Origin of the sequence: Mesorhizobium robiniae (assembly GCF_040545535.1) — a bacterium.
Lineage (GTDB): Bacteria > Pseudomonadota > Alphaproteobacteria > Rhizobiales > Rhizobiaceae > Mesorhizobium > Mesorhizobium robiniae.
The window spans coordinates 51,494-74,096 of record NZ_JBEPMC010000011.1 but is presented as its reverse complement, the minus strand read 5'-3'; the positions used below and the strand labels follow the sequence as shown (position 1 = coordinate 74,096).

Annotated in this window: 13 protein-coding genes; 7 read left to right on the top strand and 6 right to left on the bottom strand. The window is 63.8% G+C overall.

The genetic code is table 11. From position 1 onward, the window contains the following. Window positions 1-6 precede the first annotated feature (6 nt). From ABID19_RS26275 to ABID19_RS26260, 4 genes are all read left to right on the top strand, one after another. Window positions 7-594: a HutD/Ves family protein gene (locus ABID19_RS26275; RefSeq protein ID WP_354493827.1), complete on the top strand. Its 588-nt coding sequence runs from the start codon at window positions 7-9 to the stop codon at window positions 592-594. A gap of 247 nt (window positions 595-841) precedes the next feature. Further along, complete coding sequence (locus ABID19_RS26270) at window positions 842-9,403, top strand: GH36-type glycosyl hydrolase domain-containing protein (protein WP_354493826.1); 8,562 nt, start codon at window positions 842-844, stop codon at window positions 9,401-9,403. Between the two features lie 360 nt (window positions 9,404-9,763). Next, on the top strand, window positions 9,764-11,536 hold the full coding sequence (locus tag ABID19_RS26265; protein ID WP_354493825.1) for a glucan ABC transporter ATP-binding protein/ permease: 1,773 nt from the start codon (window positions 9,764-9,766) through the stop codon (window positions 11,534-11,536). Window positions 11,537-11,631: 95 nt separating this feature from the next. Next, on the top strand, window positions 11,632-12,384 hold the full coding sequence (locus tag ABID19_RS26260) for a heme ABC transporter permease (protein WP_354493824.1): 753 nt from the start codon (window positions 11,632-11,634) through the stop codon (window positions 12,382-12,384). A gap of 43 nt (window positions 12,385-12,427) precedes the next feature. Here ABID19_RS26260 and ABID19_RS26255 read toward each other — a convergent pair whose 3' ends face one another. Then, window positions 12,428-13,486 (bottom strand): D-TA family PLP-dependent enzyme, encoded by a 1,059-nt coding sequence (locus ABID19_RS26255; protein WP_354493823.1) that lies wholly within the window; start codon window positions 13,484-13,486, stop codon window positions 12,428-12,430. Between the two features lie 139 nt (window positions 13,487-13,625). Between ABID19_RS26255 and ABID19_RS26250 the strand changes: the two genes are divergently transcribed. Continuing rightward, entirely contained in the window at window positions 13,626-14,312 is a 687-nt protein-coding gene (locus tag ABID19_RS26250; RefSeq protein ID WP_354493822.1) for a D-lyxose/D-mannose family sugar isomerase, read from the top strand. 43 nt (window positions 14,313-14,355) lie between these two features. On the opposite strand, the gene ABID19_RS26245 is transcribed toward ABID19_RS26250, so the two are convergent. From ABID19_RS26245 to ABID19_RS26225, 5 genes are read right to left on the bottom strand one after another with little or no spacing between them, the layout of a single operon-like run. Beyond that, window positions 14,356-15,672, bottom strand: a complete 1,317-nt coding sequence (locus ABID19_RS26245) for an aspartate aminotransferase family protein (RefSeq protein WP_354493821.1) — start codon at window positions 15,670-15,672, stop codon at window positions 14,356-14,358. Further along, on the bottom strand, window positions 15,669-16,451 hold the full coding sequence (locus tag ABID19_RS26240) for an N-formylglutamate amidohydrolase (protein ID WP_354493820.1): 783 nt from the start codon (window positions 16,449-16,451) through the stop codon (window positions 15,669-15,671). Before ABID19_RS26240 ends, ABID19_RS26245 begins: the two co-directional genes overlap by 4 nt. Further along, window positions 16,451-17,770 (bottom strand): type I glutamate--ammonia ligase, encoded by a 1,320-nt coding sequence (locus ABID19_RS26235; protein WP_354493819.1) that lies wholly within the window; start codon window positions 17,768-17,770, stop codon window positions 16,451-16,453. The genes ABID19_RS26240 and ABID19_RS26235 overlap by 1 nt, the downstream gene beginning before the upstream one ends. Continuing rightward, complete coding sequence (locus ABID19_RS26230) at window positions 17,767-18,414, bottom strand: cysteine hydrolase family protein (RefSeq protein WP_354493818.1); 648 nt, start codon at window positions 18,412-18,414, stop codon at window positions 17,767-17,769. Before ABID19_RS26230 ends, ABID19_RS26235 begins: the two co-directional genes overlap by 4 nt. Next, complete coding sequence (locus tag ABID19_RS26225) at window positions 18,411-19,379, bottom strand: MurR/RpiR family transcriptional regulator (RefSeq protein WP_354493817.1); 969 nt, start codon at window positions 19,377-19,379, stop codon at window positions 18,411-18,413. The genes ABID19_RS26230 and ABID19_RS26225 overlap by 4 nt, the downstream gene beginning before the upstream one ends. A 145-nt stretch (window positions 19,380-19,524) precedes the next feature. Here ABID19_RS26225 and ABID19_RS26220 point away from each other — a divergent pair, with 145 nt between their 5' ends. Next, window positions 19,525-20,691: an NAD(P)/FAD-dependent oxidoreductase gene (locus ABID19_RS26220; RefSeq protein ID WP_354493816.1), complete on the top strand. Its 1,167-nt coding sequence runs from the start codon at window positions 19,525-19,527 to the stop codon at window positions 20,689-20,691. Continuing rightward, window positions 20,691-22,568, top strand: coding sequence for a branched-chain amino acid ABC transporter ATP-binding protein/permease (locus ABID19_RS26215; protein ID WP_354493815.1), 1,878 nt, complete (start codon window positions 20,691-20,693; stop codon window positions 22,566-22,568). The genes ABID19_RS26220 and ABID19_RS26215 overlap by 1 nt, the downstream gene beginning before the upstream one ends. Window positions 22,569-22,603 lie beyond the last annotated feature (35 nt).

Sequence of the window (22,603 nt, the reverse complement as noted above, 5' to 3'; positions counted from 1 at the left end):
CGCGCCTTGCATATCCTCCGGGCAGCCGAATACCGGTCTATGCCGTGGAAGAACGGCGGCGGGATGACGACGGAGATCGCCGTCTCGCCCGCGGGTGCCGCGCTCGACCATTTCGACTGGCGCGTCTCCATGGCGCGCGTCGAAAGTGGCGGGCCGTTCTCCGGGTTTTCCGGAGTGGACCGAACCTTGGCCGTGCTGGAAGGCGAGGGGATTATCCTCGATATCGCCGGCCGCCCGGCTGCTGCGATGACCAGGGCTTCCGCCCCGCTTTCCTTTCCGGCCGACGTGCCGACGCAAGCGGCGCTGATCGCCGGTCCGATCACCGATCTCAACGTCATGACGCGGCGTGGACGGATGGCCCACGCTGTCGAGCGCGTCGTGATCTCAGCTCCGATCGACGTCCATTCAGTGGCCGACGCGACCCTCATCCTGTGTTTTGACGGCGAGATCACAGTGGCCGGCGCGGCATCTGTCCGCATCGGGCCGCGCGACACATTATTGCTCGGGCCGGACGCGGTGAAATGGCGCCTGGAGCCTGCCCGAAAGGCAACGCTGTTCGTGATCAGGATCGAACGGGTTGCTGCAAACGATTAACGCCTGTTTCGAAACATGATCGCAGCACCGGCGAAATATGCCGTAAGCTCAAGCCCACATCACGAAAAAGCCCGAATCCTTCCGTCGATCGAGTCCCGACGGGAACGAGGGGGTGATCGTCTGAAAGTTGTGGTGCGAAAACAAACTTTCGGCCCGTGTTTCGATGCAACCAATTGCATTTGAATCGGTTTTAGGGACATTGCCGTGGCGGTGACGCCGCTATGCGTCCCCCCATGCGGAATTTTCAATGAATATACAGACAAGCCCTACCCAAATGGAAAAGACGAGCGCGAGCTTCCCGACCATCACGGAAGAGCCGATACGCTCCAATTTCCTGCCGGAAGAGCGCCTGCGCACGCTGGGCACAAGTCTCGCCAAGGGGGACGTCAAGGATCTGTTCGGCCTGGAGCCTTTCGATTTCCAGCCACGCATCCGCGACAGCGCCGCCAAGATCCTGGAAGTCTATCGCTCGACCAATGCCGCGCAGGCGAAGGGCGAGACGATCACGCCGGCGGCGCAATGGCTGCTCGACAACAACTATTTGGTCGAGGAAACCATCTTCCAGGTCAAGCGCGACCTGCCGCGCCGTTTCTATCGGCAGTTGCCGACCCTGAAGCTGTCCGACGGCGCCAGCGTGCCGCGCGCGCTTGCGCTGGCCTGGACCTATGTCGCGCATTCGGACAGTTCCGTCTCCGCCACCATGTTCAAGGCGATCGTCGAAGGCTTTCAATCCGTCGAGCCACTGAAGATCGGCGAGCTTTGGGCGCTGCCGTCGCTGCTGCGCTTCGTTCTGATCGAAAACCTTCGCCGGATCGCGGTCCGGGTCAATCGCACCCGGCAGATGCGCCAGATTGCCAACGAGGTTGCCGACCGCGTGCTGGCGATCGACGACAGCGCCGACCGTCAGGCGATCCTGTCGCACTATGTCCCCCATGCACAGGACACCACTTTTGCCACCCAATTGCTCTACCGCCTGCGCGACGGATCGCAGAATGCCGGCAGGGCGCTGGAATGGCTGGAGGGCGAGCTTGAAAAGTCCGGCTCCGATGCCGAGGAAATCATCATTAGCGAGCACCGCACGCTGTCCGGAGGCAATGTAACCACCGGCAACATCATCCGCGGCCTCAGACTCATCAACGATATCGACTGGACCGTCTGGTTCGAAGGCGTCAGCCGCATCGACACCTTGCTGCGCGAGCGCACCGATTTCGCCGCGCTCGATTTCTTCTCGCGCGACCAGTACCGGACTGCGATCGAGGAATTGGCGCGCCGCTCCGATCGTTCCGAATTCCGCGTCGCCGAAAAGGCTATCGAACTCGCCGGCCATGCCGCTGTTGCCGATACCGCCGATGCCGGTCCGACCGCTCACACCGACGTCGGGTTCTTCCTGGTCGGCCCGCGCCGGCTGGAACTGGAAAAGGCGATCGGTTATCGGCCGACCGTCAGCGTCGCGACCAAGCGGGCGTTCCGCAAGACCGGATGGCTAGGCATTGTCGTGCCGGTGTTCGCGCTGACGGTCCTGCTTCTGGTCCTCTCCGGCAATGCCCTTGCCAATCTCGGCCTGTCCGTGCCGTCGATCGTCTTGATGTTGGCGCTATTTGCCGTGCCGGCCAGCGAAGGCGCGCTTGCCTTCTTCAACACCGTCGTGTCGTTGTTCCTGAAGCCGACGCGCCTCGTCGGCTACGACTACAGACGCGGCATGCCGCCAGAGGCCCGCACGCTGGTGGTTGTGCCGTCGCTGATCGGCTCGCGCGACGACGTCGAGGAAAACATCCGCAATATCGAAGTGCACCACTTGGCCAACACGGCGGACGAAATCCATTTCGCCCTGCTTTCGGACTGGCCGGACTCGAAAACCGAAATCGACGCGGCGGATATTGAGATCCTCCAATATGCTCGCGACGAGATCGCGCGGCTGAACGCCCGCTATCCCAGCGAAGGCGCGCCGCGTTTCTATGTCCTGCATCGCCGGCGGCTCTACAATGAATCCCAAGGCGCCTGGATGGGCTGGGAACGCAAGCGCGGCAAGCTGCACGAACTGAACCTTCTGCTGCGTGGCGACAGCGACACCACCTTTTTGCCGCTGGACGTGCCATTGCCGGAAAACGTCGTCCATGTGATGACGCTGGACGCCGATACGCGCACCACGCGCGATGCCGTCGCCAGTTTGGCCGGCAAACTTTGTCATCCGCTCAACCGCCCGCATTTCGATACGGCAAAGCGCGTCGTCACCGCCGGCTACACCATCCTGCAGCCGCGCATCACCGCCTCACTGACCAGCGGCGACGACGCATCCTTCTTCCAGCGGGTCTTTTCCGCCAATCGCGGCCTCGACCCTTACGTCTTTGCCGTCTCGGATATTTACCAGGACGTCTTCGGCGACGGCTCCTTCACCGGCAAGGGCCTCTATCATGTCGACGCCTTCGAAGCGGCGCTGAAGGGCCGCATCGAAGAAAACACGATCCTTAGCCACGATCTGCTCGAAGGCGCCTTGGCACGCGCGGCGCTGGTCACGGACGTCGAATTGGTCGAGGACTACCCGACCCGCTATTCGGTCGACGCGTCGCGCCATCATCGCTGGGCACGCGGCGACTGGCAGCTTCTGGGCTTCCTTCTCGATCCGCGCTCCGGCGTGCCGGCGCTGTCGCGCTGGAAGATGGTCGACAATCTGCGCCGCTCGCTGACGCCGATCTTCTGGGTGATGGCGGCGATCGCTGGCTGGACGCTGCTGCCTTTCACGCAGGCGGCGCAATGGCAGGCGCTGCTGATCCTCACACTGTTCATGGCGCCGACGTTCGACATCGTTCACGCCATCTTGCCGAAAAGCGGCGACCAGACGCCGCGCGGCCATTTCTCGGCACTGGGGCGCGACGTTGTCTTCGGCACCGCCCTGGTGGCTCTGAAGATCGTGCTGATGGCGCATCTTGCCTGGATGATGGGCGACGCTATCATCCGCACGCTCTACCGCCTGTTCGTCAGCCGGCAGAACCTGCTCGAATGGCGCACTGCCTCGCAGGCGCACAAGAACGGCGATAACGATCTCGGCTCCTATTACGGCATGATGTATGGCGCGGTGATTGTCGGTGTAGTCGGTCTTGCAATCCCGGTTCTGGCCGATTCCACCGGAGCTTTCGTCGCTTTCTTCTTCGCGCTGTTCTGGATCGGCTCGCCGGCCTTCGCCTTCTGGATCAGCCGCTCGGCCGAAACCGAGGACCGTTTGCGCATATCGGCGGCCGACATTCATGCCTTGCGAACGGTCGCCCGGCGCACATGGCATTATTTCGAGACCTTCGTGACGGCCGAGCACCACAATCTGCCGCCCGACAATTTCCAGGAAAGTCCGGCGCCTGTCGTGGCGCCCCGCACCTCGCCGACCAATATCGGCGTCTATCTCCTGTCCGTGGTTTCGGCGCGCGATTTCGGCTGGATAAGCCTGTCCGACGCCGCCACCCGCATCGACGCCACGATGTCGACCATCGAGAGCATGCCGCGCGAGCGGGGCCATCTCTTCAACTGGTACGACACGACGACGCTGAAGCCGCTCTATCCGCTCTACATTTCCGCCGTCGACAGCGGCAATCTCGCCGGCCATCTGGTGGCGGTGGCGGCAGCCTGCGCCGAATGGGCGGAAGCGCCTGCAGTCCACCTTCAAGGCGACTTCGAAGGTATCCTCGATACGGTGACGATCCTCGACGAAAGCCTGGCGGAACTGCCTGACGACCGCCGCCAGTTGCGGCCGTTGCGCCAGCGGCTCGCTGATCGCCTTGACGGCATGCGGCGAGCGGTCGAATCGATCAAGGCACAGCCCGAGATGGCGTCGATCCGAACCATCAATCTCGCCGTTCTGGCAGGCGAGATTCGCAAACTCGCCATCGCCATCCATACCGAGGCCGCATCGACACAGAGCGACATCATCGCCGACTGGGCGGCGAGACTGGAGGCCACCTGCGAGGCGCATGTCCATGATGCGCATAGCGACGACAATGCCGTCGAAGCGTTGCGGGCCAAGCTTCTTTCGTTACGCGAGCGCTCGCGCCGCTTCGCCTTCGAGATGGATTTTTCCTTCCTTATGCGGCAGGAGCGCAAGCTGCTGTCGATCGGCTACCGGGTCGAGGAGCATCAGCTCGACGAAAGCTGCTACGACCTCTTGGCTTCCGAGGCGCGGCTGACCAGCCTGTTCGCCATCGCCAAGGGCGATCTGCCGACGGAGCACTGGTTCCACCTCGGCCGGCCGATCGTCGAGATCGGATTCAAGGGCGCGCTGATGTCCTGGTCCGGCTCGATGTTCGAGTACCTGATGCCGCCGCTGGTGATGAAGGAGCCGCAAGGCTCGATCCTCAACCAGACCAGCAAGCTCATCATCAAGCGCCAGATCCAGTACGGCCGCTCGAAGAACGTGCCCTGGGGGATTTCGGAAGCGGCCTATAATGCCCGCGACCGCGAACTGACTTACCAGTACACCAATTTCGGCGTGCCCGGGCTCGGCCTGAAGCGAGGCCTTGGCCAGAACACGGTGATTGCGCCTTATGCGACCGTGCTGGCGGCGCAGTTCACCCCGCGTGAATCGGTGCAGAACCTGGCCAGGCTGAGGCAGATCGGCGCCCTTGGCCGGCACGGCTTCTACGATGCGGTCGATTTCACCCCGCAGCGGGTGCCGGAGGGCACCGACCATGTCGTCGTGCTGAACTACATGGCCCACCATTCCGGCATGTCGATCGCCGCCGTCGCCGACGCCATCTTCGAAGGGCGCCTGCGCGACCGCTTCCATAGCGATCCGGTGATCGAATCGGCCGAATTGCTGCTGCAGGAAAGGGCGCCGCGCGACATCCCGACCGCTACCGTCAGGACCGAGGCCGACGAACGGTCGAAGGACGAAACGGAAATCGAGAGCCCGGATACGCGCATCGTGCTTAACCCGCTCAAGGCGCTGCGTTCGACCAGTGTCATGTCCAATGGCCGCTACTCGGTCATGGTCACTGCGACCGGCTCCGGCTATAGCCGCTGGGGCGAGCTTGCCGTCACGCGCTGGCAGCCGGATCCGACCGAGGATCGGCTTGGCTCCTATATCTTCCTGCGCGACGCCGGCACCGGCGACTGGTGGTCGGCCACATCAGAGCCGAAGCGTGCCACCGACGAACAGGTGCAAACGCTATTTTCCGATGACAAGGCGAGCTTCGTCAAATCGGTAGGATCACTGCGTTCGGAAGTCGAATGCATAGTCATCTCCGAAGGAAACGGCGAAGGCCGACGGGTGACGCTCTATAATGACGGCCCGGTCGACCGGCATATCGAGGTAACCTCCTTTGCCGAACTGGTGCTGGGTTCCGAGGCGTCCGACAATGCGCATCCGGCCTTCTCGAAAATGTTCGTGGAAACCGAAATCGCTGCGAATAATGCGGCGATCTTCGCCACAAGACGCAAGCGGGAAACGGATGAGCCCGATATCACCCTGGTGCATTTCGTCACCGACCCGTCTGGCTCGACGCGCGATGCCGAGGCCGAAACCGACCGGCGTGCCTTCATCGGCCGCGGCCGCACCATTGCCGACGCCGCCGCCTTCAATCCCGGCGCCAAGCTCGGCGGCCATTCCGGCTTCACGCTGGATCCGGTCGCCGCACTGCGCCGGCGGGTGCGCGTGCCGGCCAACAAGAAGATATCGCTGACCTTCTGGACGGCTGTCGGGGCCAACCGCGCCGAGCTGGAAGAAGCCATTGCGCGGCTTGATCATCCGGAAGCCTTCGCTCGCCAGGCGATGCTCGCCTGGACCCGCTCGCAGGTGCAGACCCGTCATCTCGGCCTCAGCCTTGCCGATGCCGCCAATGTGCAGAATCTGGCGCGCTACCTGATCTATCCTGATCCGTTCCTGCGCCTCCCGGCCGAATCGATCGCTTCCGGGCTCGGTAAGCAGTCGGGCCTGTGGCCGACCAGCATATCCGGCGACTTTCCGATTTTCCTGGTCAGGATCGGCGACGTCGCCGACCTTGAAATCGTCGCCCAGGCGCTCCGCTTCCAGGAATATATGCGCGCCCGCGGCATGATGATCGACTTCGTCGTCGTCAACGAGCAGGCTTCATCCTACGTGCAGGACCTGCAACGGGCGGTCGAGACACTGTGCGAGAACAGCCGCCTGCGCGGCAAGGAGCTCGGACCCCGCCAGCACATCTTCGCGGTCCGCCGCGACCTGATGGACGAGACGACCTACAAGACGCTGCTCGCCGTTGCCCGCGTCGTCCTGCACACGCGCAACGGCACCATCTTCGATCAGATCGAGCGCGCCGAGGCCGCGGCGCTGCAAGCGCGAGACGCCTTGCAGCCGGCGGCTGCACCAGCGCTTCGTGAACCGTCTCCGCCGGAGCCACAGGCGTGGGTTGCCCAAGCCTCGATCGAAGCCAGTGCCGACGGCAGCGGGCTCAACCAGTGGAACGGTTTTGGCGGCTTCGACGGCGATGGACGCCACTATGTCGTGCGTCTTGCCGGGCGGCGCACGACGCCGCAACCCTGGATCAACGTCGTCTCCAATGCGTCGTTCGGTTTCCACGTTTCGGCTGAAGGCGCTGCCTTCACCTGGAGCCGAAACAGCCGTGACTATCAACTGACGCCGTGGGCGAACGACCCGGTCACCAACCGGCCCGGCGAGGGCATTTATATCTACGATCACGCCAGCGGCCGCGCCTTCTCGCCGCTGGCCGCCGTGGTGCGCGATCCAGCCATGACCTATGAAACATGGCACGGGCAGGGTTTCTCGACCTTCCGTTCGAAGCGCGGGCCGCTATCGATGGATCTTACCCATGTGGTGGATCCTGTCGATCCGGTGAAAATCTCCCGATTGCGTATCCAGAACTCGGGTTCGGTGCCGGCGCGCCTGCGCGTCTATGCCTATGCGGAGTGGGTTCTTGGTAGCCACCGTTCGCGCACCGCGGCGACCATCGTTCCGTCCAGGGATGCCGCGACGGGTGCATTGCTGGCGCAAAATCCCTATGGGCTCGACTTCAGCGAGCGGGTCGCCTTCCTGGCTGCCGATAGCGCGGCGGATTCGGTGACGGCCGACCGCGGCGAGTTCATCGGCCGGCACGGCACCAGCGAACTTCCGCATGCCGTGCTCAGCGGCGCCAGCCTGTCGGGCCGCGTTGAGGCCGGCGACGATCCTTGTGCTGCAATCGCTCGCGACATCGACATCCCTGCCGGCGGCGACGTGACGCTGCTCTGGCTGCTCGGCGATGCAGCCTCTGCCGAGGAAGCCAGCGCCCTGGTGCAGCAGCATCGCAGCAAGGATTTCGATCAGCGGCTGGCCGACAACGAGCGCACGTGGCGCGGGTTTCTCGACACGATCCAGGTCGAGACGCCGGACAAGGCGCTCGACGCCCTGGTCAATCACTGGCTGCCCTATCAGAGCCTCGCGTGCCGCATCCGCGCCCGCTCCGCCTTTTACCAGGCGAGCGGCGCCTTTGGCTTCCGCGATCAGTTGCAGGACACGCTGGCCCTGCTGGTCCATGATCCGAAACTGGCGCGCGACCAGATACTCAACGCGGCGCGGCGGCAATTCCCCGAAGGCGACGTGCAGCACTGGTGGCTGCCGCGCACCGACGCAGGTGTCCGCACCATGATTTCCGACGACGTGGTCTGGCTCGCCCACGCCACGGCACGCTACTTGCTGGTGACCGGCGACACCGCGATCCTCAGGGAACAACTGCCCTTTATCGACGGGCCGCCGCTGGAGGAAGGCGAGCACGACGCCTTCTTCACCCCGGAGATATCGAAGAAGACCGCTTCACTCTACGATCACTGCGCGCGCGCACTCGACCTTGCCATCGAGCGCAGCAGCCCCGCCGGGCTGCCGCTGATCCTTGGTGGCGACTGGAACGACGGCATGAACCGTGTCGGCGAGCACGGCAAGGGCGAGAGCGTCTGGCTGGGATGGTTCCTGCTGAAGACACTGGGCGACTTTGCACCTATCGCCAAGGCGGAAGGCGACGCCAAACGCGCGCAAGCCTGGACCAAACACGCCGACGTGCTGAAGCGGGCGTTGGAAAGCACGGCCTGGGATGGTGAATGGTACCGTCGCGGCAGCTTCGACGACGGCACGCCGCTGGGGTCGCGTGCTTCGCAGGAGTGCAAGATCGACTCGATTGCCCAGTCGTGGAGCGTGCTGTCAGGGGAGGGCGATCCGGCCCGGTCGACGACAGCGATGCAGCAGGCGATGAAAATGCTCGTCGACGACGAGCTCAAGATCGTCAAGCTTTTCACCCCGCCCTTCTCCAAGACGGAACAGAACCCGGGCTACATCAAGAGCTACCCGCCGGGTGTTCGTGAAAACGGCGGCCAGTACACCCACGCAGCGACATGGTTCGTCATTGCGCTCGCCGAAATGGGGCGCACCGACGACGCATACCGCTGTTTCTCGATGCTCAATCCGGTCAATCATGCGCTCGATGAGGCGGCTGCCGAGCACTACCGCGTCGAGCCTTATGTCGTTGCGGCCGACGTCTACGCCGGACAAGGCAAGGGCGGCCGCGGCGGCTGGACCTGGTATACCGGATCGGCCGGCTGGCTTTATCGCGCGGCGGTCGAAGGCATTCTCGGCATCGAGCGCAGGGGACAGCGCATCCAGTTCAAGCCGAAACTCCCCAGCCATTGGGACGGCTATGCGGCGACGCTCAAGGTGCTGGGGGCCGAACTCAGGGTTCGCATTGTCCGTGACGCCAAGGTCAAAACCATCTGGCTTGAGGTGGATGGTAAAAAGACCAAGGCGTCGTCTTTCGAACCGAAAGCCGGCGACAAGGCTGAGGTGGTCGTCAGGATACCGGCTTAGTTTCAAGGATTTTGAGCGTCTTTACACGCCTTAGGGACGCGCGTTGTTTAAGGATGTTCCAGCAAATCTACCGCGCATCAGCTTTCCGAAAAGCCGATGCAGGCTGTAGAAACTCGTACCTAACCATTTGCTGATTAAAATTGCGGCAGTGCTTGGAGCCTGCCATGATTTTGCCGCAACGCTGACATTTTACCTTTTTTCTCAAACCGTTAGGTGATCACGACAGATTTCGCAGCGTCGCCATCTTTTGTTCGCGAATTGGGAACTGAAGGGGTAAACGAGCATTGTTTCGCGACACGTCAACAGGTACGAGTCAGAAAATGATGCAGTGCACAATAACAATTTGCCGGAGTAGCTGAAGTGTCCCTTCTGCAAATCTACTGGAGAGCGCTCGGTTATCTCGCTGCCGACAGGAAACGCGTGGCGTTTATCTGCGGGGCGAATGTCGCGCTTGCCATTATCGCCATCCTTGAGCCGATCATGTTCGGACGGGTGATCGATGCTATTTCGGACGGCGGCTCGGTCTTTTCGACGCTCGCCGTGTGGGCCGGTATCGGCGTCTTCAACGTCGTCGCCTTTGTTCTGGTGGCACGCGGCGCCGACCGCTTTGCCCATGCACGCCGCAGCGAGGTCCTGTGCCAGTCGTTCGAGCGCGTGATCACCATGCCGCTTGCTTGGCATCATCAGCGCGGCACCTCCAATTCGCTGCATACGCTTCTGCGCGCGGTCGAGACCTTGTTCAGCCTCTGGCTCGAGTTCATGAGGCAGCATCTGTCCACTGTCGTCGCGCTGGTTCTGCTGGTGCCGACGGCGCTCAGCATGGATGTTCGCATGTCGATGGTCCTGCTTGCGCTCGGCGCGCTGTACGTCGGAATCGGGCGGCTGGTGATGCGTCGTACCAGGGAAGGCCAAGCATCCGTCGAGCGGCACTTCCACAAGGTGTTCGCGCATGTGAGTGACTCGGTCAGCAATGTCGCCGTGCTGCAGAGCTACAATCGCATCGGCCATGAGACCGACGCCTTAAAGCGCTATGTCAAGAATCTGCTTGATGCCCAGTATCCGGTGCTCGATTGGTGGGCATTGGCCAACGCCCTGCACCGCCTGTCCTCGACCATCTCGATGATGATCGTGTTGTTGATCGGCTCCTATCTGGTCATGCATGGCCAATTGCGTATCGGTGACGTCATCGCCTTTACCGGCTTTGCCACGCTGCTGATCGCCCGGCTCGACCAGATGTCGGCCTTTGCCAACCAGATCTCGGAAGCCAGGGCCAAGCTCGAGGAATTCTATCGCCTTGAGGACTCCGCGGCCGACGCCGCCGAGCCGGATGGGTTGCGTGACCTCGGCAATGTCACCGGTCATGTGCGTTTTGAGAACGTCAGCTTCGAATTCGCCAATTCGGGCCAGGGCGTGCACGACGTGTCGTTCGAGGTCCATGCCGGCCAGACGGTGGCCATCGTCGGTCCGACGGGCGCAGGCAAGACCACACTCATCAATCTTTTGCAGCGCGTCTTTGCGCCATCCAGCGGCAGGATCCTGATCGACGGGATCGATACCCGCACGGTGACCCGCAAGTCGCTGCGCCATTCGATCGCCACCGTGTTCCAGGACGCGGGCCTGCTCAACCGCTCGATCGAGGACAATATCCGTGTCGGGCGCGCCGAGGCGACCTATGATGAGGTCCACGCCGCCGCCAATGCCGCGGCCGCGCAGGATTTCATCCTGTCGAAGAGCAACGGCTACGACACGGTCGTCGGCGAACGCGGCGGACAGCTTTCGGGCGGCGAGCGCCAGCGTATCGCGATCGCGCGCGCCGTACTCAAGGACGCTCCCATCCTGGTGCTCGACGAAGCGACCAGCGCGCTCGATGTCGAGACGGAAGACCGCGTTAAGGAAGCGATCGACGAATTGCGGCGCGGCCGCACCACCTTCATCATCGCCCACCGCCTGACCACGGTTCGCGATGCCGATCTGGTCGTGTTCATGGACAAGGGCAGGGTGGTCGAAATGGGTGGCTTCGCCGAACTGTCGATGCGCAATGGCCGCTTCGCCAGCCTGTTGCGCGCCGGCGGCCTGCTGAACGACGAGGAAGTCCGCCGCCTCAGCCGCACCATCACGGGCGAGGCCGCCTGAGTTCTTTCCCTTCTCCCGTGAGGAGAAGGGAAAGCCTCGCCTGCGACACCACCACTCGATTGCCCCAAACGCGTCGCCGGTTTATGTAAAGCCGCATGAGTGACCTGACTTCACGCCTCAGCGGCTGGATGGATTTCGCCAACCCGACGCGGTTTGTCGGGCTGGCTGACAGGCTGGTGCCGTGGCTGGCGACCGTCGCCACACTGCTCCTGGCCGCCGGCCTCTATATGAGCTTCACTGCGCCGGAGGATTTCCAGCAGGGCGTGACCGTGCGCATCATGTACATCCATGTGCCCTTCGCCTGGCTGGCCATGATGTGTTTCACGCTGATGGCGGTTTCCGCGTTGGGCACGCTGGTCTGGCGCCATCCGCTGGCCGACGTCGCGCTGAAATCGGCGGCACCCATCGGCGCCGTCTTCACGGCACTCGCGCTGATCACCGGTTCGATCTGGGGCAAGCCGATGTGGGGCACCTGGTGGGTGTGGGACGCGCGGCTGACCTCGGTCTTCGTGCTGTTTCTGATGTATCTCGGCATCATCGCACTGACGCGGGCACTCGACGATGCGGCGCGAGCCGCCTGGGCCGCCGCGATAATCACCCTGGTCGGTTTCATCAACATCCCGATCATCAAATTCTCGGTCGACTGGTGGAACACGCTGCACCAGCCGGCTTCGGTGTTCCGGCTCGGCGGGCCGACCATCGATCCCAGCCTGTTGCGGCCGTTGCTGGTAATGGCTCTCGGCTTCACCGTGCTGTTCTTCGCGCTGCATCTGATGGCGATGCGCACGGAAATCCTGCGTCGTCGCGTCATCTCCATGCGCCGTGTCGCGGCGAGACAGGCTAACTGAATTCCGTCGAGCTCATTGCCGCCAGCGTTCAAGAATTGAAGCGCTACCCCATGCGGCCGCGTGCTGCCACCGGCAGCGTCTCCAGCACTTTTTCGCCTTCGATCAGATGCACCTCGTCGAACAGGTTGGTGACGACGCAGCAATGGTCTGGCACAACGCGCACGCGCTCGCCGATGCGCAGTTTTGTTTCGCCTGAAAGTGTGACAGTGCCATGCTCTTCGCTGAGGCCGGTCACCCTGGCGCCGGGAATACCCAGCAATTCGCCGAAATCGGCAAGCCCAAGCGTGTCGCTGGACAAGGCCTTGCTGCCGGCGTCGAGGATGGCGCGCTCCTGTGTCGGATGGCTGACCACCGTCGACAGCACCGTCAGCGCGCAATCGTCGAGGCTTCCGACGCCTTTGGCGACCTGGTAGCGATCGAGATAGATGTACGTGCCCGGCCGGTATTCGGTGACGACGCTGTCCTCACCCGAGCGCCACATGTCAGGCGTGCCGCCGCTGGAGATGCGTTCGCAGGCAAGGCCTGATGCGGCGAGCGCCTGGCGCGCCTCGGCGAGCCACGTCTCGGCTTCGGCAGCGCGGCCTGCCGCCGGATAGGTCATCAGCCCGCCGAAGGCGAGCCCCTTGGCCTTGTCGATCTTTCTGGCCAATGCGACCGCCTCGCTGGCCGACTGCACGCCGCAGCGGCCCATGCCGGTATCGCATTCCACCAGCACCTGTAGCGGCTGGCCTGGATCGGTGAAGGTGGCGGCGAGACCCGCAAGCGTTTCCATGCTGTCTGATGTCACCGACAGCGTCACGCGGCTGTGCAGCGCCTTGAGGCGCTCCAGCTTGGCCTTGCCCAGAATGTTGTAAGGGAGAAAAATGTCGGTGAGGCCGGCATCGGCCATCACCTCGGCCTCACCGATCTTCTGGCAGGTGATTCCAACGGCGCCCGCAGCGACCTGCTTCTTAGCCCAGTAAGGCAATTTGTGGGTCTTGATGTGCGGCCTGAGCTTCAGCCCATTGCGGTCAGCATGGGCCTGCGCCCGCGCGATGTTGGCTTCGGCGCGGGCGGCGTCGATCAGGATTGCCGGCGTATCGAGGTCGTCTATGCTGCGCATGAATTGTCACCTTGGGAATTTGCCTGGACTTATGGCCTTGATCGGCCCGGATGTCATGAGGCCAGCATGCGCTTTACGTCGACACCGGAGCGGTGTTCGGTTATGCGCTGTAGGCGCCGCCTGAAGGAGGATCACGACCATGAAACGTTCCACAGTCAACGACATCATCCGCGATGCCGACGCCTTTATCCGCTCGTTCGGCTACATCATGCCGCCCTTCGCCTATTGGTCGCCGGAAGAGATGAAGGCGCACCGGCAGGATTCGTCGGCCATCTTCTCCTCCCGGCTTGGCTGGGACATCACCGATTACGGCCAGGGCAAATTCAACGATCTCGGCCTCTTCCTGTTCACCGTTCGCAATGGCCGCTACGAGGACATGAAGAAGGGCATGGGCATGCTCTATGCCGAAAAAATCATGATCTCGCGCAAGGATCAGCTGTCGCCGATGCACCGCCACAACATCAAGGCCGAAGACATCATCAACCGTGGTGGCGGCAAGCTGGTGCTGGAACTGTTCATGCACGATCGCGATGGCGGCATCGATCCCAAGGCCGAGGTATCGGTGCCTGTCGACGGGACCATACACAGGCTGCCGGCGGGCGGGCTGTTGAAGCTCGACCCAGGCCAGAGCGTCACGCTGCTGCCCGGCGTCTGGCACGCCTTCTGGGCCGAGGGCAAGGATGTGCTGATCGGCGAGGTGTCGACCGTCAATGATGATCTGACCGACAATGTCTTTCGCGAACCGATCGGGCGCTTCGCCGACATCGAGGAAGACGTCGCGCCGCTGCACCTCTTGGTGTCCGATTATGAGAACTGGGTAGGGTAGCTTTTTCCCGATGGCGGGCGCGCCGCCCGCCATCCGGCCCCCGCTACCACATCATGAAGGACGCGACATCGGTGTCTGAGACCTTGCCGGCGCTGACATCGGCGATCGCCTGGTCGACGATCGCCACACCCTCGGCAACCTCATCTTCAGTCAGCGTCAGCGGCGGCATGAATTCGAGCACATTGGCCTTCAATCCGACATAGGTGAAGGCCGCGCCCAGTTCGTAGCCGCTATAGATGATCTTGGCCGTCGTCGTCGCCGTGACGGGCTCGCGCGTTTTGCGGTCCTTGACCAGGTCGACGCCGACGGCAAGGCCGCGCCCGCGCACGTCGCCGATGATCTCGTGTTTTGCGGCGAGCGTTTTGAGCGTGTCCGAGAACAGCGCGCCGACGCGCGCCGAACGCTCGACCAACTCCTCGCGTTCGATCGTTTTAAGCACCGCATTGCCAGCTGATGTCGCCACCGGGTTGCCGGCTGTGGTCTGCAGCGCGAAGGCCGGTGCGTGATCCATGATCTCCTTTGGGCCGATGACGGCCGACAGCGGCAGGCCGCCGCCGATGCCCTTGCCGAACACGACGAGATCAGGCGTCAGGCCCTCATGCTGGAAGCAATGCATCAAGCCGGTGCGGGCCAACCCGACCTTGACTTCGTCTACGACGATCCTGATGCCATGCCTGCGGCAGCGCTCTTCAAGCGCGTTGAGGAAGCCGGGCGGCGGCACGATCAGCCCGCCATCCGACATCAGCGGCTCGATGAACACGGCCGCGACCTGATGCGGCGGGCAGGTGGTCTCGAACTGATAATCGAGGAGGGCCAGAACCTCCTCGGCGCTGAATTGCGGCCGGTAGGGATCGGGGTAGGGGAGCAACAGCACTCCTGGCCGCGGCAGCGTGTGGGTCATGGCGGTATGGCCGCTGATGCCCATCGAGCCGGAGAGGTTGCCGTGATAGGAGCCGATGAAGGAGATGAAGCGGGAGCGGCCGGTTGCGGCCTGCAGCACGCGCACGGCGCAGTCATTGGCGTCCGAGCCGGAATGGCCGAACCAGACGCGGCGCTCGCCATTGCCGGGCGTGATCGCCAGCAAGCGCTCGGCCAACGACACGGCCGGCTCGTTCGGATAGAGCAAGAGACTGGCGCCGGCCATGTCGCGGATCGAGGCTTCGACCGCCTCGACGATCGCCGGGTGGCCGTAGCCGAGAATGGCCGGACCGGCCGACCCGGACAGGTCGAGCAGCGAGCGGCCGCCTTCCTCGATCAGCCGGTTACCTTGGCCGCCGACGACGCTCAGCGGCGAGAAACGCAGCTTGCCGATTTGGGCGATGGTTGCCGCGTCGCGCTCGCGCAGGCTGAGATTGCTCATGACGCCTTCTCCCTCTGCATGGGCAAGGCGGCGGCCAGGCGGTTCGCCCATGCCTCGATGCCGGCGCGGCTCGCCAACAGATCCTGCCGGATCTCGATGAGGACGGCGGCAATGCCGCGATCGTCGCCATGGATGGGCACGGCGTAGTCGGCATCGCGGCTGATCACGTAAGGCACATTCGCCGCGACGTTGAGAGCTGTGTCGTTGCGCAGGCCGGTGAGTATGGTTTCACCGAAATCGCCGGCGCGATCGTAAAGCACGCCGGCATGCCAGGGCCTGGGAACCCCGAGGAAGACCGGCGTGAAGCTGTGGATCGTCGCGATCCGCGTCGGCCTGCCGTCCTTCGCCCGAAGGTCGAGATGGGCGGCCACCCGATCATGGAAAGGCGCGAACATGATTTCGGCGCGGCGTGCCCGCTCGGACGGATCGAGCCCGATATTGCCGGGAATATCGGTGTCTTCGGAGAGCACCGGGATGCTGCCATTGGTGCCCAGCGGCCGGTTAAGGTCGATCAGCAGCCGCGAATAGCCGCTGAGGAAGGCCGGCGCATCGAGCAGCACCGACAGACGGCGCGTCACTTCGGCGGCGCCGATATCCCAGGCGATGTGACGTTGCAGATGGCCGATATCGAGCCCCAGCTGTCCATACTCCGCCGGAATGTGATTGGACGCATGCTCGCACAACAGCACGATATCGGAGCGGCCATTCTCGTTGAGCACGTCGACGGCGGCCGGCCACTCTTTTCGAGGCTGGTTGGCATGTGCAGGCTGGGTAGCCATCAATAAAGCGTCCGGTAGAGGTCGCAGACAGCCACCGGATCGAGACCGGCAAGGCGCTCGGTCTCATGCCGCTTGAGCCCGAGAAAGGTCTCGACGAACACCGGTGCGAACCATCCGGTAACGGTGCTGTCGGCGGCGAGCGCGTCGAGCGCCGCCGGGAGGGTTTCAGGCAGGCGTACGAGTCCGAGCTTCTTGCGCTCCGCCTCGCTCATCAGCGTCGGGTCGCCGGTGACCAGCGGCGGCGTCGGCAGCTTGGCCTTCAGCCCTTCCAGGCCGGCCAGAATGATCGCCGCCAGTGACAGATAGGGATTGCCGGTAGCGTCGGCTGCCCGGTATTCGATGTTGTATTGCCGTGCCGGGTCGCGCCCGCCGATCGTGACCGTCGGGCAGATGCGCAAGGACGCCTCGCGGTCGCGATCGGCAAGCCAGGTGTAGGAAGAACTCCAGCTATGCGGCTTCAGCCGGTAATAGGACGACACGCTCGCCGCCGTCATGGCGGTGATACCAGGCAGATGGCGCAGCACTCCGGCACAGAAGGCGCCGGCCTGGCTGGAAAGACCGCCCGGTCGTGCTGGATCGTAGGTCGCCGGCTTGCCGGCCGCATCGATGAAGCTGAAATGGATGTGAAGGCCGTTGCCGACGGCGTCGGGAGCGGCTTTCGGCGTGAAGCTGGCGCGCCAGCCGGCATTGCGCGCGACTTCGCGGGTGATTTCGCGGATGGCGACGGCGCGGTCGGCCGCCGCGAGCGCATCGGCCGGCTCGTGCGTCACCTCGAACTGCTCGTTGCCGAACTCGGCGATCACCACTTCTGGCGCGACGCCGGCTTCCTCCAGCGCCGCCATCAGATTGGGCGCGAAGGGATCGGTCCGCCGCAGCGCCTGGAACGACAGCGAATGCCCCGGCACAAAGTCGCCCTCGATATGAAATTCATGTTCGAAGGTAGCGATGACGGAAAGTCCGGTTGCCGCCTTCAACTCCGCCAGCGCATCCCTGAGCATGGTTCGCGTGCAACCGACCCACGGGCTGCCGTCGAGTTCGACGATGTTGCCGGCGACCATGTCGAACGGCGTCGCCGATCCGGTCAACACCGTCCGAAAACGGGCGTTGAGGTCAGGCACCAGCCGCACATCGCCGGACGAACCCCAGGGGTTGGGATCGACGATGGAATTGAACGGCGTCAGCGACAGATTGGCCTGCAGCCAGCCGACGCCGGTGGCGGCGATCTTCTGCAGCTTGCTTTCGACGACCGAGCGGCCGCGCGTGATCGCGGACAGATCGGTGGTGACGACGGCAACGAGCGGTTCGACTGTCGAAGTCATGCAGCTTTTCCCAAGGCTTCGAAGCGGGCGACGACCTCGTCCGTGTCTGTGACCCAGCAGTATCCGCCGAACGCCTTGAGCGCGATGTCATGGCGTTCCTGCGTCGCCGCGGCGCAGGCGTCCGACACGCAGGTGACGAGATAACCACGGTCGGCGCCGTCGCGCACCGTCATGTCGACGCACTGGTCGGTCATGATGCCGACTACGACGAGGTAACGCACGCCTAGGTTCTTCAGGACGTAGTCGACATTGGTCGAATTGAAGATGCCGGACGACGTCTTCGGCAGCATGATCTCGTCGCCGACCGGCGCCAGCGAAGGCACCGGCAGACCTTCCGGCAGGCTGGGAGCGATATGGATCGGCGTCAGCTTGTGGTCGAGCGAGCGGTCGCGGCCGTCTTCCGTCAGGCTCTGGATGATGGTGTGGATGACCTCGACGCCGTTGACGCGGGCTGCCGCCAAAAGGCGCTCCTGATTGGGGATCGTCTGCGACGATGTCTGCCTGTAGAAATAATGCTCAGGGCCGCGTTCGGGGTGCCCCGGGTCGGCGCCGGGCTCCAGCCAGACACGTTGCATGTCGACCACAAGCAGCGCGGTTTCGCCGGTCCGGAACGGCTCGTTTCGTTTTGGCAATATCTGCGTCATGCTTTCTGGTCCTGCTTCGCTGACTTGGATTGGACTGACTTGGATTGGACTGATTTGGACTGGGCTGATTTGGGGCCGGGCATTCTGCGCGCTCCGGTTTCTTCGGGGCCGGCACTGTCGAGGGTCACGGCATTCGCATGCCGCACCTCCTCCAGCCTTTCGATGCGTTCGCGGGCGCCATCGCTCAGCGTGGAAACGATATGGGCGACCAGCGCCTCCATCTGTGCGATCGCCGGCGCCAGCGTGTCGTAGGGGGAGGCGACTTCCAGCGGGCTGACGATGGTGACCTCGGCGAGATCGGCGATCGGCGACAGCCATTGGTCGGTGAACAGAACGATGCGCACGTCGCGCGCCGCCGCCTGCCTGGTGTAGTCGATGACATCGAACTGGTAGCGGCGATAATCGAAGACGACGAGCACGTCGCGGCGGCCGAGATCGGCCAGCGTGTCGAATGCCTGGGCCGACAACGTGCCGAGGTCGCGCACCTCAGGCCTGAACTGCAGCATGTAGCCGGCGAACATGCTGGCGATGTGGCGGCTGAAACGGCCGCCGAGCATGACCACCTCGCCCTTGGTCTCCATCAGCAAACGGGCGGCGCGCTCATAGCTCTGCAACGGCGTCAGGCTGATAGACTTCTCGAGCGCCGCACCGACCGAGCCGAGATAGGCGAGGATGGCGCTGTCTTCCGCGTCTGTCGGCCGCTTGGCCTCCATCATAAGCAGCGGCGAATGCAGCCTGGCTTCGACCTCGGCCAGAAGCTTGGCCTGGAAGTCCGGAAAGCCATCATAGCCGAGCTTCACCACCAGCCTGACCACGGTCGGGTCGCTGACGCCGGCGCGCCGGGCGAGTGATGAAGCGGTGCCGAGGCCGGAGGTCGGATAGTCGGTCAGAAGCAGCCGGACGATCTTTTCCTCCGACGGCGTCAACGCAAGATCCCCGCGCATCAGAACGTCGCGTATCGCCATTGGCCTCCCCGAAATCCGTGTTCTCTCGTTGTGTCGAGTTTATTACAGAGATTTTAATTTCGGTCAACAATGAAGAGATGTTGACATAGCCAGACGACTGGTCTTAGCTTTGCCGGAAAGCAGCCAAGAACTGTGGGGAACTGCCATGCGGAATGGAAGCGACGTCATTGTCGTCGGTGCGGGTATCGTTGGATCGAGCGCTGCCTATCATCTGGCCGCGGCCGGCGTGGCGGTGACGCTTGTCGAGCAGGCGCATCCCGCCGGCGGCCCCTCCGGCAAGTCTTCTGCGCTGCTGCACGCCTTCTATCTGATGCCGGAGCTGTCGCAGCTTGCCATCCGTGGCCGCGAGATATTGGTGTCACTGCCGGAGATCGCGGGCGAAGGTTCTTTCGTCACCGAAGTCGGCATGATGTGGGTCTGCGGCAACGACAATGAAGCGAGCTGGAAAGCCGCCGCCGAACGCATTCGCGGCGTGGGCGCATTGATCGAGACGCTGTCGCCACAAGCCTTCGCCGACGCCGCGCCCGGCTTTGCGCTGGACAATGTCGCGCTGGCGCTATGGGAGCCAGAATACGGCTATGCCGACGCCTTCGGCGCAACCAATGCAATTGCCCGGGCCGCCAAGGCACGCGGTGCAAGGATCATGCAGAACAGCCTCGTCGAACGACTGGTGAAAGAGGGCGACCGCATCAGCGGCGTCGCGCTCGCCGATGGAACCGTGCTGAAGGCCGATGCCGTGGTGCTCGCCGCCGGGCCATGGACGCGCCGCCTGCTGGCGACAGTCGGCCTCGATTTGCCTCTGCATGTCGAGCGCCACCCGATGGCCGTGCTCGATGCTGCCGGCAAGGCGCGCCAGGTCATGCCTTTCGCCTGGTGCGACGACATCTCCTGCAACTATGCACGGCCCGACAATGACGGCGTCATCCTTGCCGGCACCTGGGCCGGCGGCGGCACCGGCTTGCGTCATGAGCACGCAGGCCGCCCGCGTTTCGTCGAAAATCCCGACGACTACATGGAAGGCGTCGAGGAATCGGAATCGGTCGAGATCCTCGAGACCTTTGCGACGCGCGTGCCGGCGATGGCCGATCTCGGCATCCGCCCTGGCTATGCCGGGCTTTACGACATGAGCCCCGACGACCTGCCGGTGATCGGCGCCATGCCTGGCATCGACGGACTTTTCGTTTCGGCCGGCTCCTCGGGCCACGGCTTCAAGACCGGCCCGGCGGTCGGCGAGGCGGTGGCAAGACTAGTCACCGAAGGCGCCCAGCCGATCCTGGCGCCGTTTTCGCCCAGCCGCTTCAAGGCCGCCTGATGGCGACGGCGGCGAGGGGCGAGGGCAGGGCGCGGTCGTTGATGCCGGCCGCGTTTCGCAACGCCTCAGCCGATGCCCTCTGCATGGTGGCGGTGCTGCTGCTGGGAGCGCTCATTGTCTTCTTCTTCAGTGGCGTCGCCATGCAGCGCGTCGTCACTTATGCCGCGATCATGCTGACGGCGGTGCTCGGCCTGCAAATATTTTCCGGCAACAGCGGCATCGTCTCCTTCGGCCACGCCGCCTTTGTCGGTCTAGGCGCCTATGCCACCGGCATCCTGACCATGCCGGCCGCACTTCAGCGCACCGCGCTGCGCGATCTGCCGCAGTTTCTCGCCGGTTATGAGCTCTCCTTCTTCGCTGCACTCGCCGTAGTCATTGTCCTTGCGATCGTCATCGGCCTGCTGACCGGCACGCCTCTGCTCAGGCTGTCCGGGTCGAGCGCCTCTATCGCAACGCTCGCCATGCTGATCATCGTCTACACGCTGCTGGTTGCCGGGCGCGAGATCACTCGCGGCAGCCAGCCCTTCTACGGCGTACCGCGCGAGGTCGGGCTGTGGACCGCTATCGGCGTCGCTTCGGTGACGCTTGTGGCGGCAAGGCTTTTCCGGGAAACCGGCTTTGGCCTTGCCACCCGCGCCGCCGCCAATGACGAGCGGGGTGCCGCCGCTGTCGGCGTCGACCAGCGCACCTCGCGTCTGGCCGCCTGGGTGGTGGGCGCGGTCGCCGCCATGGCCGCTGGCGCCATGATGGCGCAGTTCCTCGGCGCCTTTTCGCCACGCGACTTTTATTTCGACCTTGGCTTCACCTTGCTGGCCATGCTCATCGTCGGCGGCATGAGCTCTTCGCTCGGCGCTTTTGCCGGTGTTGTCGTCACCATCGCTGTGATCGAGGTGGTGCGTCGCTTCGAGGGTGGCGGCGAGGTGTTCGGCCTGCATCTGCCGGTGCTGTTCGGTCTGACCCAGGGCGTGCTTGCCATCGCCATGATCCTGGTCATCTGGCGGCGGCCGACCGGCCTTTTCGGCGAGCGCGAGCTGAACCTTTTGCGCCGGCCCGGCCGCCAAGCCGCCACGGTCCCGGCTGCGCCGCTGATACACGCCGAGCACGACCGGCTGTCTGCCGACCATCTGTCGCGGCGCTATGCCGGCGTTGTCGCTGTCGACGACGTCACGCTCGCCTTCGACACCGACAGCATCACCGGCATCATCGGCCCAAATGGGGCCGGCAAGACGACCCTGCTCAACATGCTGGCTGGCGATGTCGAGCCGAGCGCCGGCAGCGTGTCGATCGGCGGCTCGGTGAAACGGGCCTCGGCCTTCCGCTTCGCCCGCTCGGGCGTTGCTCGCACCTTCCAGAACATCCGCGTCTTCCCGCAGATGACCGTGCTGGAAAATGTCGTTGTCGCCGCCCGCTCGGTCGAGCCCGACCTTGCCAGTGCCGAGGCAGCCGCAATGCGCGAGCTTTCGCGCATGGGCCTGGAAAAATTTGCCGACCAGCCCGCCGCCAGGCTCGCCTATGGCCAGCGCCGCCGGCTGGAGGTGGCGCGGGCGCTGGCATTGAAGCCGCGCTTCCTGCTGCTCGACGAGCCTGCCGCCGGCATGAACGCGGTCGAGACCGCCGAGCTGGTTTCGATCCTCTCTGCTGTCCGCACTGAGCGGCGCATCGGCGTCGTCCTGATCGAACACGACATGCGGCTGGTGATGAACCTGTGCGAACGCATCGTGGTCATCGACCATGGCCGCGTCATCGCCGATGGCACGCCGGCCGAAGTGCAGAAGAACCCTGCCGTCATCGCCGCCTATCTCGGCAGCCGCACCGCTCGCGCCAAGACGGGACAAGAAACGCCTGCCAACGAAACGCCTGCAAGTGAAACCGCATGAACCGCATAGCCAACGATAACAAATCCAGAAGGAGA